This window comes from Paenibacillus oleatilyticus (assembly GCF_018998565.1).
Taxonomy (GTDB): domain Bacteria; phylum Bacillota; class Bacilli; order Paenibacillales; family NBRC-103111; genus Paenibacillus_G; species Paenibacillus_G oleatilyticus.
Map to the genome: position 1 here is coordinate 1 of NZ_JAHNZO010000050.1, position 15,314 is coordinate 15,314.

Consider the following 15,314-nt stretch of genomic DNA (forward strand, 5'->3'; position numbering starts at 1 on the left):
ACTACTGACGAGAATTTGCATTCTCTTTATGACACTCACTCGATGTTCAGTTTTCAAAGGGCAATGATGTTCGCCATCTTTCGACTTCGTTTTACAACCCGTCGAAAGCGACCTCTTCAATATACCACATCTGCCTAGCTGATTGCAAGCATTTTTTTAATTTCTTTTTTCATGCTCGGCTCTTTCGAGCTCAACCGCAGAAGCGACAATGACTAATATACCAAACGCTCCTGCACTTTGCAACTGTTATTTTCTCCCTTTTGGACTAACTCTAAAGCAAACAAAAAACATGCTTCCCCTGCAAAGGGCGAAGCATGTTTTGCTTGTCCGAAATTATTCGCCTTGACGCTCGCGCATCAACGGGAAAAGCAGCACGTCACGAATCGACGGCGCATTCGTAAGCAGCATCACCAGACGGTCGATCCCGATCCCGAGACCTCCGGTCGGCGGCATGCCGTATTCGAGCGCGCGGACGAAATCTTCGTCCATTTCGTGCGCCTCGTCATTCCCCTGCTCCCGCTCCACCAGCTGCGCTTCAAACCGCTCCCGCTGATCGATCGGATCGTTCAGCTCAGTAAACGCGTTAGCGTGCTCGCGTGCCACGATAAACAGCTCGAAGCGGTCTGTAAACCGTGGATCTTGCTCATTCTTTTTCGCCAGCGGGGAAATCGCCACCGGATGCCCCGTGATAAATGTAGGCTGAATAAGCGTCTCCTCGACGAACGTCTCAAAGAACTGGTTCACGATATGACCGAAGGTCATCATCGGCTCGACCGGCACTTTGTGTTCTTTGGCCAAGCGGTGCGCTTCCTCGTCCGTCATCTGAACGCTGAAATCAACGCCCGTCACTTCTTTAATTGCATCGACCATCGAGACACGACGCCACGATGGAGCAAGATCGATTTCTTGATCTTGGTACGTAATTTTGGTCGTGCCGAGCACTTCCTGAGCAATATGCGCAATCATTTCTTCTGTCAGCTTCATGATGTCTTTATAGTCGGCATACGCTTCGTACAGCTCGATCATCGTAAATTCCGGGTTATGGCGCGTCGAAATACCTTCGTTACGGTAGACCCGTCCGATTTCATACACTTTTTCCATCCCGCCGACAATCAAACGCTTCAAATGCAGCTCGATCGCAATCCGCATATACAGCTGCATGTCCAGCGCATTATGATGCGTGATGAAAGGACGAGCGGCCGCACCGCCCGCAATCGCATGCAGGGTTGGCGTCTCGACTTCCAAATAGCCGCGGGAATCCAGATAGCGGCGCATCGACTGAATGATTTTGGAACGCAAAATAAAGGTCTGCTGCACGTCTTGGTTCATGATCAGATCCACGTAACGTTGACGGTATCGCAGCTCGACATCTTTGAGTCCGTGATATTTTTCCGGCAAAGGCAGAAGCGATTTGGACAGCACTTCTACCGATGTCGCTTTAACGGAAAGCTCACCGGTTTTCGTCTTGAAGACGGTGCCGCGAACGCCGATCAAATCGCCGATATCCAGCAGTTCGTACGCCTTGTACTTTGCTTCTTCCAACGCATCCGCGCGCACGTAAATTTGAATTTTGCCGGTGATGTCCTGAATATGCGCAAAGCCCGCTTTGCCCATTTCCCGCTTCTGCATAATCCGCCCGGCAATGCTCACTTCGGCGGAAAGCGCTTCAAGCTCTTCCTTGGATTTGTCTTCGTAGGCTTTGAAAATATCGCCGGCATGGTGCGTTCTTTCGAACTTTTGGCCGAACGGATCGACCCCAAGGCCGCGCAGTTCATCCAATTTGTTGCGCCGAATTTGCAGCAATTCATTCAATTCCAATTCCACAGTCATGTTTCCAGCTCCTTGGTTCGTAAGTAAAGCTTCCCGGCCCTATAGTCAAAAAAGCTTCCTGAGGAAGCTCCTTTTGTTGTCGCCGTTTACTTCTTGATATCGATAATTTCGTACTGAATAACGCCTGCCGGTACGCTGACGTCGACGATTGCCCCTTTGCGCTTGCCGAGGATGGCTTTGCCGACCGGGCTTTCGTTGGAAATTTTGTTTTGGAACGGGTCGGATTCCGCCGTGCCCACGATGGAGTATTCGACGATATCCCCGAATTCGAGGTCCTTCAAGATGACGATGGAACCGACGTTCACCGCATCCGTATCGACTTCGTCGTTGTTGATAATCCGCGCGTTGCGCAGCATTTTCTCCAAAGTGATAATACGGCCCTCAACGAACGCTTGTTCGTTCTTGGCGTCTTCGTATTCCGAGTTCTCGCTGATATCGCCGTAACCGATCGCCACTTTAATCCGCTCCGCCACCTCGCGGCGCTTCACCGACTTTAAATGCTCCAGCTCTTCCTCGAGCTTTTTCAAACCTTCCTGCGTGAGAATGACTTCTTTTTCCGCCATTACTACCTATCTCCCGTCGTGTGAAAGATTTTCATATTTCGAGCCCAATCGAGTATGAATTCACTGATAATTACTATATGAACGCGACGCTGCTTGATGCCACCAATCGTCGGCCGCAAATGACTATTGACTGATTATATTGCAACCCCATTCAAATGTCAATTGAAGCCAAACGCCCCGGTTTCGCCCATCGAACCGGACTAGTGGACGGTTGTCTCACGCTGGTCGAGCGATTCGATAAAGTCGGTGAGAAGCTGCACCATGGCGTCCCGTTTCGTCTGCTCCATAATGGCGTCTTTGATCCGCGCCGCTCCGTGCAGCCCCTTCAAGTACCAGGCCAGATGCTTGCGCATTTCCTTGACCGCCACCGCTTCGCCTTTCAACGCCGTCAACCGATCCAAATGCAGCACCGCGATGCGGATCTTCTCCTGCGCGCTCGGTTCCAGGGGAAGCTCGCCCTTGGTTAAATATTGGATGGTCCGGTACAGCATCCAGGGATTGCCCAGTGCCGCGCGGCCGATCATGACTCCGTCGACGCCGGTCTGGTCGAGCATCCGCTTCGCATCCTCGGGGGTAAAAACGTCCCCGTTACCGATCACCGGAATCGAAACGGCTTCCTTGACCTCTTTAATGATGTCCCAGTTCGCGTGTCCGGTATACATCTGCACTCTCGTACGCCCATGAACGGACACGGCTGCGCCGCCGCCGTTTTCGACGGCTTTCGCGTTCCGTACCGCGTAAATATGGTCGTCGTCCCAGCCGATCCGCATTTTAACGGTTAGCGGTTTGCTTACGGACCGGCTGACGGTCGAGACCATCTGCTCGATTTTGTCGGGGTCCAGCAGCCAACGCGCCCCCGCGTCGCATTTTGTAATTTTGGGCACAGGACAGCCCATGTTGATATCGATGATGTCCGCATTCGTATGCTGGTCCACATATTTGGCCGCTTCGACGAGCGACTCAGTGTCGCCGCCGAAAATTTGCAGGCTGAGCGGCTTCTCCCGCTCGTCGACGTACAGCATTTCCAGCGTGCGGTGATTTCCGTGCAGGATGGCCTTATCGCTGACCATCTCGGCACAGACGAGGCCGCAGCCGAACTCTTTCGCGATCAAGCGAAAAGCCGGATTGCAGACGCCTGCCATCGGGGCCAGAACCACTTTGTTCGGGGCGGTGACATTGCCTATCGTTAACATCGTATCTCTCCTTTCTGAGAAGGGTAATTTTATTTACCGCTTGCTTGGAAATAAAGCTCTTCCGGCTCAATTCCCAGCGTTTCGCATATTTTACGGACGATTTTCGGGTCTGCCTTGCGCGTTCCCCGCTCGATGGAGCCGAGGACGGCAATGGATACGTCCAACCGTTCCGCCAGCTCGTTTTGGGTAAATCCTTTTAATTTGCGAAAAGCGCGGATGCGCTGGGCTATTGCATTTTTTTCCAAAGTGTAACGCCTTCCTTTCCTTCCGCACGCTCCAAAAACGCCCGTAAAGGCGCGGCCTGCGGCCGGTGATGAAGCTCCAACACCTCGATAAGAGGGATCAGAACGAATGCCCGCTCATGCATGCGCGGGTGCGGCAGTGTCAATTCGGGCTGCTGCCGTCTAACGTCGCCGTACATCAGCATATCAAGGTCAATGGTACGAGGGCCCCAGCGAATATCGCGGACGCGGCCAAGCTGCCGTTCCGTTTCCAACAACTGCTCCAGCAGTTGTTCCGGGGAGAGCGTCGTCGTCACCTCGATTGCCATATTCAAAAAGGGGGCTTGATCCGTATAGCCAACCGGATCGGTCTCGTATAAGGCCGATTGGCCGGTAACGCGAATCTGCGGATGCTCCTGAAGCAAGCGAACGGCTTCCGTCAGGAACTGCTCCCTGTCCCCGATATTGGAGCCAAGTCCGATGTAAGCCCGTTCGCAAGCTTCGGCCGACTGCATATCTCCATCGTTCATCGTCATGCTTCCCGCTTCCTGTGAATTTCGATCGTGAAGCCGTCAAAATGAACGGCAACCGGCGGGTGGGGCTTGACGACGCGAACGGTCAATTCATTTATACTAGTATAAGTTCGCAATACCTCGGATGCAATATGCTCAGCCAGCGCCTCGACCAGCTTGAACGTTTTCTGTTCGACGATCGTTTTGATCAGGTCATGTACCTCGGCATAATTGACGGTGTCTTCCACCCGGTCGGAGCGGCCCGCCCGGTCCAGCGGAAGGTACAGCTCCACATCCACGTAGTAACGCTGCCCCAGCTTGTTTTCCTCCGGGAAAACGCCGTGGTATCCGTAAAAGGCCATCCCTTTCAGCATCATTTTATCCAACTTCGTATTCCTCCTTCAAGTCGCGGTCGCGTCATGCGAGCAGCCGCTTCATCGGTGCCGCGTTATGACGTCGGTCATATCGGCAACACGCCGCATGGCTTTCACGTCATGCACTCTGACGATCCGGCAGCCTTGGGCAATGCCGAGCGCAACGGTAGCCGCGGTTCCTTCCACCACATCGTCCGTCGGCAAATCCAGCGCACGGCGGATCATGCTTTTGCGCGACGTGCCGAGCAGCACAGGGTAACCTAAGGAGACGATCCGATCCAGATGATTCATGAGCTGCAAATTGTGCTCGTACGTTTTGGCAAATCCGATGCCCGGGTCCAAAATAATCTGTTCGTCGCGAATCCCCGCTTGGTGCGCCCGACGAACCGTTTCCTGCAAATCCTCGATCACGTCTTGGATAAAGTTAGCATACACCGCTTCGGTGCGATTATGCATCAGAACGATCGGGCAGCCGTATTCCACAGCTACGCGGGCCATGTCCGGCTCCTTCTGCAATCCCCATATATCGTTGAGCAGGCTTGTGCCCGCAGCCATCGCTTGTCTCGCCGTTTCGGCTTTGTACGTGTCGATGGAAATCGGCGTCTCGATGCCTGCCTGCCGCAGTGCGCGAATGACGGGAATGACCCGCTCCAGCTCTTCTTCCAGCGAAACGGCCGGAGCGCCGGGACGCGTCGATTCACCGCCTACGTCAATGATATCGGCTCCCTGCGCGATCATCTCCAATGCCCGGGCTACGGCAGCGATCGGATCAATATACCGGCCCCCGTCCGAGAAGGAGTCCGGGGTCGCATTGAGAATCCCCATGACGATCGTCTTCGACCCGCTCAACAGATGCTTGAGCTTGTTAGAATCCGTCACGCTCGCATTCATCATTTTCCTCCTTAATTTTAGCTATTGTACCAATTCAGAACAAGCGTTCCTATATCGAGACAACAATTTTGCCGTGACAGGACCTGCCGTGCCGTCGCCGACGGTATGCGCGTTCCCTTCCCGGTCGAACAGCCCTGTAACCGGGACGATTTCTTGAATGGAGTTCGTCAAAAAAACTTCGTCCGCCCCGGTAAGCTCTTCCCACCTGTACAAGCCCTCCGATACGGATAATCCGGTCTCTCGTGCCATCGTCATCACATAGCGTCTCGTGATGCCGGGCAGAAGCCCCGTTTCCACCGCAGGCGTATGCAGCTCTCCGCCGCGCACAAAAAACACATTGCTGACGATCCCTTCCGACAAGAAGCCTTGGGCATCCAGCAGGAGTCCCTCTGCCTGAGCCGCCCAAGAATAGCGCCGGAGTTCTTGTTTTGCCAAAATATTGTTCATATAATGCAGCGATTTGTGTCGAATCGCGCCTTCCGGCGAGTTTCGACGCGATTCGAGGAGCTGCAGCGGCTTGCCGTGGTTATAAACCGACGAATCGACAGGCGGCAATGCTTTTACATAAAGGATTTCCGTAGGGTGCTTGTATGGTTCGGCCGGAAGACCGAGAATATCCGTGCCCGCCGTTATTGTGAAGCGGAAGTAGGCGTCCGTTAATTCGTTAGCTTCAAGCAGCCTGTGAATCCGAGCCTGAAGGCCTTCTGGATCGGGAACGTAGCGGATGTCCAGCTCCCGGCAGCCCGCGGCCAGCCGCTCCAGATGCCATTCCAGCAAAAAGGGACGCCCGCCATAGGTTCGGAACGTCTCAAATAAGCCCATACCGTAAAGAAAACCGTGGTCGTATACGGAGACCACGGCCTTTTGTTCCTCTATGACGTTTCCGTTTAAATCGATTTTCACGCTTGGCTCACGGCCGTTTCGTTCAAGAAATTACGCAGCATTTGATGCCCGTGATCGGTAATGATCGACTCGGGATGGAATTGAACGCCTTCGATCGGGTAATCTTTATGGCGCAGACCCATAATTTCGCCCTCGGCCGTTTCGGCGGTGATCACGAAGCAATCCGGCAGCGTTTCTTTTTTTACGATCAAGGAATGGTACCTCGTTGCCGTGAACGGAGACGGCATATCCTTAAAGACCCCTTGACCGTCGTGGAATATTTCCGACGTCTTCCCGTGCATCAGCCGTTCTGCGCGGATCACTTCGCCGCCAAACGCCTGTCCGATCGATTGATGACCGAGGCAGACGCCGAGAATGGGAATCCGGCCTTTGAAGCGCTCGATCAGCGACAGGCTGATTCCCGCTTCGTTGGGTGTGCAAGGCCCCGGAGAGATCAGAATATGGTCCGGCTTTAACGCTTCGATCCCCTCCAGATCGATCTCATCGTTGCGGCGCACCTCGATCTTTTCGCCCAATTCCCCTAAATACTGCACCAAATTGTACGTAAACGAATCGTAGTTGTCGATGACCAAAATCATGATTTTCTACCTCCCGTGGGACATGGATTTCGTTCGCTATATTGGATTGCTTTCCACATGGCTTTTGCTTTGTTAATCGATTCTGTGTATTCCTTCTCCGGGATCGAGTCGATGACAATCCCCGCCCCGGCCTGCACATATCCCGTGCCGCCCGCTGCGATGAGCGTACGTATGATTATATTAAATTCCATATCGCCATTATAGTCAATCCAACCGATAGACCCGGTATATGGTCCTCTTCTCACCGGCTCCAGTTCCTCGATGATCTCCATGGTGCGGATTTTCGGAGCGCCGGTTATCGTGCCGCCCGGGAACGTCGCGGCAATGACATCGAAGGCATCGCGGCCCTCGGCCAGCTTTCCTTCAACTTCCGACACAATGTGCATCACGTGGGAATAGTACTCAATGACCATAAAGTCTTTGACCTTTACAGTCCCGTATGTCGAAATTCGTCCGAGATCGTTGCGCTCCAAATCGACAAGCATGATATGCTCGGCCCGTTCTTTCTCATGATGAATCAGCTCATCCGCCAGCTGCCGGTCTTCTTCCGGGCTTATGCCGCGCGGACGGGTGCCTGCAATCGGACGGGTACGGACGGTTCCTCGTTCCAGCTGGACCAGCAGTTCCGGGGAACCCGATACAAGCTGAAAATCACGAAAACGCAGCAGTCCCATATAAGGGGAAGGGTTTACCAGCCGCAGCCATTCATAGATCTCTTCAGGCGATGCCTCAAGCTGCTTGTTCTGGCGCACCGACAGATTAACCTGAAACACGTCTCCGGCAGCGATATAATCGCGAATTTTGCTTACCGCATCCATGTAAGCTTCTCTCGGAAAATCGGCGGCTATCCCTTCAATGGCGTCCACGTCCACCTGCAAGCGGTCTTCTTCCATTAGCTTCCGCTTCCAGGCCACTTCTTCTTGCAAAAGCGGATTGACTGCAGCCTCCGTCAATCCGTCCCACAAGCCTTTCATCCGGACCGCGGACTGCTCCGCTTCCTTATAGCGGGCTTCAAGCCAACCCGGCTCCTCTGCTTGCTGTGGCGAAAGCTCCGTATGGACCGAACAAAACAGCTGATTGGTTTCATGATCGATAATCCAAAGCTCGTTCACCCGAACAAAAGCATAATCGGGCACGGGCAGATCGGCTTTTGCACGGACGGGCAGCCTTTCAATGGTACGGATTACATCGTAGCCCCAGAACCCGACACATCCGCCTATCCATTTCGGGGCTCCCTCCACAACCGGCGAGCGAAAAGGGGCAAGCCAGCTTTTGACCAGCTCCAGCGGCGCTCCATGCCGCTTCTCTTCACGGCCATCCGGTTGCGTGACCGTCGCCTCGCAGCCTGTTCCCTGAATAGACGAAACGGGCCGAATGCCAAAAAAGCTGTAGCGGCCGCCCTTGCCGCTTTCTAGCACGAAGGAACCGGGAGCCGCTTCCTCCCAAATAGGCGCCCAGGAAAGCGGGCGGCTCTGCTCTAACGAAAACCGGATAACATATGGAAGCACGGTATAGTCCTGAGCCCACTGCTTCCATTGATGATAGGATGTCAGGAGCATGTTCCGTCCTCCTTTTGCGTTCGTCGTGTAATGTTGGGATTAGTATACTTGAAATTGCGGGCGAATAAAAGGGCGGCGGAATTTGGGGAGGTGTTTTGGAGGTGGATTCGGAGATGAGTCGAAGATGAGTCGGGAGAGCCCCGGCCCCTTGCGCAGTCTGCGGAAAAATCGCGTTTCGCTTCAGCTCAAACACGTTTTGCTCCATCCCCCCAGAATTTATGGAAGTCGAAGGGGATGGAGCAAAAAACTCGCCACGAAACGCGATTTCTCCTCCGACCATTCCACAAAAAAAGACGCCGCGTACACTTAGATCCCTTCCCAATTTCAAAGGAGAGGTAGAAAGATAAAAGCCCGCTCAACCTTTGCGGGATGAGCAGGCTTGGATTTCCTTTAAAGGCTTAGTCCTCGAATTGATACAGCGGCGTGGACAGGTAACGTTCGCCGTTGCTTGGAACGACAGCGATGACGCGCTTGCCGGGGCCAAGTTCCTTGGCGATCTTCAGTGCGGCAAAGATGGCGGCTCCGGACGAAATACCGCCCAAGATGCCTTCTTCTTTCGCTACGCGGCGGGACGTTTCGAACGCTTCCTCATTCTCTACCGTAATGATGCCGTCGTAAATGCCGGTATCGAGGATATCCGGCACAAAGCCTGCGCCGATCCCTTGAATACGGTGCGGGCCTGGCTTGCCCCCGGACAGTACCGGAGAAGCCGTAGGCTCGACAGCGTAAATTTTAATGTGCGGGAAGTGTTCCTTAAGCACCGAACCGGCGCCTGTAATCGTACCGCCCGTTCCGATTCCGGCAATGAAAGCGTCCAGCTTGCCGTCGTGTGCATTGATCGCTTCGACGATTTCCGGACCGGTCGTTTCGCGGTGAATTTTGACGTTTGCTTGGTTTTTGAACTGTTGAGGCATGAAGTAACCCGGATTTTCGGCCAAGATTTCTTCCGCACGCTTGATGGCGCCCTTCATCCCTTCCGCCCCCGGCGTCAGCTCCAGCTGCGCACCGTAAGCGCGAAGCAGATTGCGGCGTTCCATGGACATCGTCTCCGGCATGACCAAAATCGCCTTATAGCCTTTGGCCGCGGCAACCATCGCCAGACCGATCCCCGTATTTCCGCTCGTCGGCTCGACAATCGTATCGCCCGGTTTGATACGGCCTTCTTGCTCGGCCACTTCAATCATGCTGATGGCAATCCGGTCTTTAACGCTGGCGCCCGGGTTTTGGAATTCCAGCTTTACGTAGATTTCCGCACTGCCCTCCGGCACAACACGATTTAATTTGACCAATGGCGTGTCCCCAATCAATTGCGTAACGCTTTGCACTAATCTGGCCATTCCGTTCTCCTCCTCAAGTTCACATCAAAATATCCGAGTAAATTAGTAGGTATTATATTGTAATCTTATCAACCCCTACGGTGGTTGTCAATACAATTCCCTGTCGTTTCCTAGAAATTTGCCCGGACGGTTACTTTCCACTTGTCTCGGAGCGTACGCAGCGTCTCCTTCATCGGAGGAGCTTCCCGAAGGGCAAGATCTTTGCGGACCCGTTCCTGTACCACCACAGGCTCTTCCTTCGAAGTTTCTCTACGCTCTCTCAGCTTGACGATCACATATTTGCCGTCGACTTCGACGGTTTTTCCGACTTCCCCTTGCTTTAGCTGCTTGGCGATCTTCATGATCGGGGCGGGGACGAACGGATCGCCCTCTTCCAGCCAACCCAAGTCTCCTCCGCTATCGCGCGTCGCATCATCAAGAGAACGCTCCTTCGCTACCTGGGCAAAATCGGCGCCTTTGGACAAGTCGTTCATTGCCCGCTGCGCCTGCTCCTTGCTGGCCGTCACGATCTGCTGAAGGCGAAATTCCACGCGTGTCTGGAATTCGTCCGGATGCGCCGCAATATAAGCCTGCACTTCTTCATCGGTGATCCGGATGTTGTAAATGGCAACTTTATCGGCCAACAGCTTGTGGTAAACATCCTCTTTGAGCGTATCGGGAGTTAAACCCAGCTGATTTTTCATCGTTTCTAAAAATGCTTGCTCGCTTTCGTACCCCTGCTTCATCCGCTTCATTTCCTGCTGCACTTCGCTGTCGGCGATTTCGATGCCCAAGGCCTTCGCCTCCAAGCGCACCACTTCCCGGTCGATCATTCGGTCCAAGAGCTCGCGTCCGTGCGCCGCCAGCAGCTGCGTTTCCAATTCGGCTAACGTAATCTTTTTCTCTCCGATCGTGGCCAAAATTTGCGCCTCTCCGTCCTGCTTCTGGGGGTCCGGATGTTTATCGGTAGGGGATGGGTATAAGGAGTGGGCCATTAATACGGAGGATAGGATGACTACCGCGACCAGCAACACAGCGATCATGCCCCATAATACTTTAATGTTTCGCATACCCTATCTCCTCGTATAATCACTCTCTATATCGACTGGCGGCTGCTCGCCATCCTGTCGTTTTATATAGACTTGAGAATCGCTTCAAGGTCTTCCCTACTGAAACGATAGGCTTCGTTGCAAAAATGGCACACGACTTCCGCTTTGCCGTCTTCTTCCAGGATTTGCTGCAATTCATCGCGCCCCAGACTTATTAAAGTCTGCTCGACGCGCTCGCGCGAGCATTTGCACTGGAAACGTATGTCGTCCCGTCTCTCCAGTACTTCGGCTCCAGGAAGCAGCGTAGCGAGGATGTCCTCCAGACGATCCCCGCGGTCAAGCAAGGACGTAATCGGCGGAAGGGCCGCAAGCTCCTTTTCAATCTGTGCAATCTCGTCATCCGTTAACCCCGGCAGCAACTGAATGATGAATCCGCCAGCGGTCTTTACGGTATAATCCACGTCGACTAACACGCCCAAAGCGACAGCCGAAGGCGTTTGTTCGGATTTGGCAAAATAATACGTAAAATCTTCGCCGAGCTCGCCGGAAACGATCGGGATGCTGCCGCGGTAAGGTTCTTTAAGCCCGAGGTCTTTAATGACATACAAAAAACCGTCGGTACCGACAGCACCGGCCACATCCAGCTTACCGATCGAGTTCAAAGGCAGATCGACGGCCGGATTGTCCACATACCCGCGTACTTCTCCGTGAGCGTTGGAATCCGCGACGATCTGGCCGATCGGCCCGCCGCCTTTGACTTGAACGGTCAGCTTCTCTTCGCCTTTAAGCATGATGCCCATCATCAGCGCAGCTGTCGCCGTACGTCCCAAAGCAGCGGTTGCGGTTGGCGTGGTCTGATGACGGCGGCGCAGCTCCTCAACAATTCCGGTGGTGCGGACGGCAAACGCGCGCACTTTTCCTTCATAGGCCGTAGCCCTGATTAAGTAATCTTGCATGACAAAGCTCCTTCTGTTCTAATGACGCGACAGGCTAGGGTCCGGGAAGCCAAAATAAGAGGCCTGCTTGCTGCGAATATGAGACCTCTAGCCGATGTTGCGTTCGTATATAATTTGCAATCCCTGCAGCGTGAGAAGCGGATCGATCAATTCGATCGTATGCGATTCCCCTGCAATGAGCTCTGCCAGCCCGCCCGTTGCAATGACTTTCGGCTCCACCCGGAACTCCTGTTTAATTCGTTCCACGATTCCGTCCACTTGGCCGGCGAAGCCGTAAATAATCCCGGCTTGCATCGATGCGATCGTATTGCGGCCGACGACGCTTTTCGGCTTCACCAGCTCAATGCGGGGCAGCTTTGCCGCCCGTTGATACAGAGCTTCGGTGGAAATGCTGATCCCGGGCGCCACGGCACCGCCGATGAATTGGCTCCTCTCGTCAATATAGTCGAACGTCGTAGCCGTTCCAAAATCGACGACGATACATGGCGAGCCGTACAGCTCGATGGCAGCGACTGCATTCACGATCCGGTCTGCGCCGACTTCCTTCGGGTTCTCGTAACGGATATTCAGCCCGGTCTTGATACCAGGTCCTACGATCAACGGCGCTTTCTTCAAATAATTTAAACACAATTGTTCCAATACAAACATGAGCGGCGGCACGACGGAAGAAAGAATGACGCCGTCGACTTGATCCAGACCGATTCCCGCATGCTGGAACAGGTTGTACATGGTCATTCCGTACTCGTCCGAAGTGGCCGACCGGTTGGTGCTCAGCCGCCAGTGATGAAGCAGCTGCTTCCCTTCGTATATCCCGAGCACGATGTTAGTATTCCCTACGTCCACCACCAAGATCATGACCGGCCCGCCTTTTCTCCCGTGGAACCTTTCTGTTCGTTCAGATCCAAGCTGATATCAAGCGCTTGGACAGAATAGGTCAGCCGGCCGACGGAAATGACGTCCACCCCGCTCTGGGCAATGCCGCGGACCGTGTCCAGCGTAACGTTTCCCGACGCTTCTACCATGATATGCGGAGCCTGATTTTTCATGCGCTGTACGGCTTGCGACATTTGCTCCGGCGACATGTTGTCGAGCATGACGATGTCGGGACCGGCCGCTAACGCTTCTTCGAGCTGCTCGAAGGTCTCCACTTCGACTTCGATCTTCATCGTATGCGGAATTTGAGCCCGGGCCGCCGTAATGGCTTCTCGGATTCCTCCCGCTCCCTTGATATGGTTGTCCTTGATCATGACAGCATCGTATAATCCGAACCGGTGGTTATGTCCTCCCCCGACACGAACCGCATATTTCTCCAGCATTCGGTGGCCCGGCGTTGTTTTGCGCGTATCCACAAGACGAACCGGCAGTCCTTCCAGCCGGTCTACGAATTGGCGCGTACGCGTAGCAATGCCGGACATGCGCTGCAGCAAATTCAGCGCGAGCCGCTCCCCGAGCAAAATACTGCGGGTGCTGCCAGATACTTCCGCGATCACGGTGCCATACCGGGCTGTCGCCCCGTCATTTGCCTTAGCTTCGAACCGAAGCTTCGGGTCAACCAATGCGAAGACCGCTTCGGCCACCGGGAGTCCGGCGATAATCCCCTCGTCTTTGACGTGAATAATGCCTTTGGCTTCCGATTCTGCCGGTATCGTCGTCATCGTCGTGACATCACCCATCCCGATGTCTTCCTCAAGCCAAGCCCGCAAGCTTCGTTCCAGATTCGACCGGTTCAACTCAAACATCATCAATCCGTCCTTCCGTAATGCCGTTGGCACGATTAAACACGGTATGCTTGCGCCAAACCACGTCATCCTTGTCCGGGAAGTCCTCCCGGTAGTGTCCCCCGCGGCTTTCCTGCCTAATCAAAGCGGCCTGCGTCGTCAGAAGCGCGCAGATGAGCAGATTGGCAAATTCATATTCTTCCCGCTTGGCCAAACAGCTGTCGAAGATCGATACGTGCCGCTTCAGCTCGTCGTAGCCTTTTTCCAGTCCTTGAGCGTGCCGCTTGAGTCCTGCGTACCGGAGCATGACCTTTTGCAGCTTCAGCTTCTTTTCGACAACGGGCTGAATGGCGTTATCCTTGGACCGCTGCTCCTCCCGGATGTGGGGAAGGTCTGCAATCGGCGACAAGCGGTCGATCCGCTCGACAATCCGTCGCCCGAACACAATTGCTTCGGAAAGCGAGTTGCTGGCCAGCCGGTTGGCCCCATGTACACCCGTAGAAGACACTTCCCCGCACGCAAACAACCGCTTGACCGCCGTTTCCCCATGCAAATCGGTTTCTACGCCGCCCATCATGTAATGAGCCGCGGGAGCTACCGGAATCCAATCGGACGACAAATCGAGCCCGTAAGACAAGCAGTATTCGTAAATGGTCGGAAACCGGTGCTTCACCGTTTCTTCCGATTCGTGCGTAAAATCAATGTAGACAAAGGTCGACTTGGTGTTCTCCATTTCGCTGACGATCGCCCGGGCGACAATATCCCGCGGAGCAAGCTCCAGCTGCGGGTGATACCGTTCCATGAACCGCTCGCCGTTAATATTGCGCAGTACGGCCCCTTCCCCGCGTACCGCTTCAGAGATAAGGAACCTCGGTGCTCCCGGATAGCACAGAGCCGTCGGATGGAACTGAATAAACTCCACGTCCCGGATATTCGCCCCTGCCCGGTAGGCTATTGCAATGCCGTCTCCGGTGGCGATATCGGGATTGGTCGTATAGCGGAACAATTGCCCCGCTCCGCCGGTACATAGGATGGTCGCCTTCGCATGAACGATCACCCGGCTGCCGTCCGGCCTTTGAACCAGTGCGCCGTAGCATTCTCCGTTATCCGTAATTAAATCGATTACAAAATGGTCATCCCAAATCTCAATATTCGGGTCCTGCTTCGTTCGCTCGGACAACGCTCGCACGATTTCCGCGCCGGTAGCATCCCCTTGCGCATGAAGGATGCGCCTCTGGCTGTGTGCCCCTTCTTTCGTCAGCGCATAGCGTCCGTCTTCCATATCGAATTCGGTTCCCATCCGGATCAAATCCGCAACCCCGGCGGGCCCTTCATGCACAAGAACATCCACGGCCGCAGACGAGCAAAGTCCGGCCCCCGCGATCAGCGTATCCTGCCGGTGATAGGCCGGCGAATCTTCATCCGAGATGACGGCCGCGATTCCGCCTTGGGCGTACCGGGTATTGCTGTCAAGCAGCGACTTTTTGGTGACCATCAGCACTTTATGGTTCTCAGCGGAACGCAGTGCCGTGAAAAGACCGGCGATTCCTGCGCCGATCACAATGACGTCGGTATGTACCTGCGGCAATTGCCGCACATCGAAATTAACCAAATAACGAGGTATCATCAGCTCTCACCCGTTCAACAAGGA

At 54.3% G+C, this 15,314-nt stretch carries 16 protein-coding genes; all 16 read right to left on the minus strand.

Features of this window, described 5'->3' with window-relative positions; genetic code table 11:
- Positions 1-333 precede the first annotated feature (333 nt).
- Positions 334-1,830 carry a lysine--tRNA ligase gene (gene lysS / locus KQX66_RS35125; RefSeq protein ID WP_216798193.1) on the minus strand — a complete coding sequence of 499 codons (1,497 nt, stop codon included), beginning with the start codon at positions 1,828-1,830 and terminating at the stop codon, positions 334-336.
- An 86-nt stretch (positions 1,831-1,916) separates the two neighbouring features.
- On the minus strand, positions 1,917-2,393 hold the full coding sequence (greA, locus tag KQX66_RS35130) for a transcription elongation factor GreA (protein WP_025846881.1): 477 nt from the start codon (positions 2,391-2,393) through the stop codon (positions 1,917-1,919).
- A 200-nt stretch (positions 2,394-2,593) separates the two neighbouring features.
- Entirely contained in the window at positions 2,594-3,586 is a 993-nt protein-coding gene (gene dusB, locus KQX66_RS35135) for a tRNA dihydrouridine synthase DusB (RefSeq protein ID WP_216798194.1), read from the minus strand.
- A 29-nt stretch (positions 3,587-3,615) separates the two neighbouring features.
- Positions 3,616-3,831, minus strand: coding sequence for a helix-turn-helix domain-containing protein (locus tag KQX66_RS35140; protein WP_036690397.1), 216 nt, complete (start codon positions 3,829-3,831; stop codon positions 3,616-3,618).
- Positions 3,813-4,337 (minus strand): 2-amino-4-hydroxy-6-hydroxymethyldihydropteridine diphosphokinase, encoded by a 525-nt coding sequence (gene folK, locus KQX66_RS35145; RefSeq protein WP_216798215.1) that lies wholly within the window; start codon positions 4,335-4,337, stop codon positions 3,813-3,815. Before folK ends, KQX66_RS35140 begins: the two co-directional genes overlap by 19 nt.
- A 2-nt stretch (positions 4,338-4,339) precedes the next feature.
- The gene (gene folB, locus KQX66_RS35150; protein WP_216798195.1) at positions 4,340-4,705 is read right to left on the minus strand and encodes a dihydroneopterin aldolase; all 366 of its coding nucleotides are present in this window, start codon (positions 4,703-4,705) and stop codon (positions 4,340-4,342) included.
- 48 nt (positions 4,706-4,753) lie between these two features.
- Positions 4,754-5,584 carry a dihydropteroate synthase gene (gene folP, locus KQX66_RS35155; RefSeq protein WP_216798196.1) on the minus strand — a complete coding sequence of 277 codons (831 nt, stop codon included), beginning with the start codon at positions 5,582-5,584 and terminating at the stop codon, positions 4,754-4,756.
- A 21-nt stretch (positions 5,585-5,605) separates the two neighbouring features.
- Positions 5,606-6,487: an aminodeoxychorismate lyase gene (gene pabC / locus KQX66_RS35160; protein WP_216798197.1), complete on the minus strand. Its 882-nt coding sequence runs from the start codon at positions 6,485-6,487 to the stop codon at positions 5,606-5,608.
- A complete protein-coding gene (pabA, locus tag KQX66_RS35165; protein ID WP_216798198.1) occupies positions 6,484-7,065 on the minus strand; it encodes an aminodeoxychorismate/anthranilate synthase component II in 582 nt (193 codons plus the stop codon). The genes pabC and pabA overlap by 4 nt, the downstream gene beginning before the upstream one ends.
- Complete coding sequence (locus tag KQX66_RS35170) at positions 7,062-8,624, minus strand: anthranilate synthase component I family protein (protein WP_216798199.1); 1,563 nt, start codon at positions 8,622-8,624, stop codon at positions 7,062-7,064. The genes pabA and KQX66_RS35170 overlap by 4 nt, the downstream gene beginning before the upstream one ends.
- Positions 8,625-9,022: 398 nt before the next feature.
- Positions 9,023-9,961: a cysteine synthase A gene (gene cysK / locus KQX66_RS35175; RefSeq protein WP_216798200.1), complete on the minus strand. Its 939-nt coding sequence runs from the start codon at positions 9,959-9,961 to the stop codon at positions 9,023-9,025.
- 110 nt (positions 9,962-10,071) lie between these two features.
- Positions 10,072-11,010 (minus strand): peptidyl-prolyl cis-trans isomerase, encoded by a 939-nt coding sequence (locus KQX66_RS35180; RefSeq protein WP_216798201.1) that lies wholly within the window; start codon positions 11,008-11,010, stop codon positions 10,072-10,074.
- Positions 11,011-11,072: 62 nt separating this feature from the next.
- Positions 11,073-11,945, minus strand: a complete 873-nt coding sequence (hslO, locus tag KQX66_RS35185; protein WP_216798202.1) for an Hsp33 family molecular chaperone HslO — start codon at positions 11,943-11,945, stop codon at positions 11,073-11,075.
- A gap of 87 nt (positions 11,946-12,032) precedes the next feature.
- Positions 12,033-12,800 (minus strand): type III pantothenate kinase, encoded by a 768-nt coding sequence (locus KQX66_RS35190; RefSeq protein WP_216798203.1) that lies wholly within the window; start codon positions 12,798-12,800, stop codon positions 12,033-12,035.
- Positions 12,797-13,684: a carboxylating nicotinate-nucleotide diphosphorylase gene (gene nadC, locus KQX66_RS35195; RefSeq protein WP_216798216.1), complete on the minus strand. Its 888-nt coding sequence runs from the start codon at positions 13,682-13,684 to the stop codon at positions 12,797-12,799. Before nadC ends, KQX66_RS35190 begins: the two co-directional genes overlap by 4 nt.
- Positions 13,677-15,290 carry an L-aspartate oxidase gene (nadB, locus tag KQX66_RS35200; RefSeq protein WP_216798204.1) on the minus strand — a complete coding sequence of 538 codons (1,614 nt, stop codon included), beginning with the start codon at positions 15,288-15,290 and terminating at the stop codon, positions 13,677-13,679. Before nadB ends, nadC begins: the two co-directional genes overlap by 8 nt.
- Between the last annotated feature and the right edge of the window lie 24 nt (positions 15,291-15,314).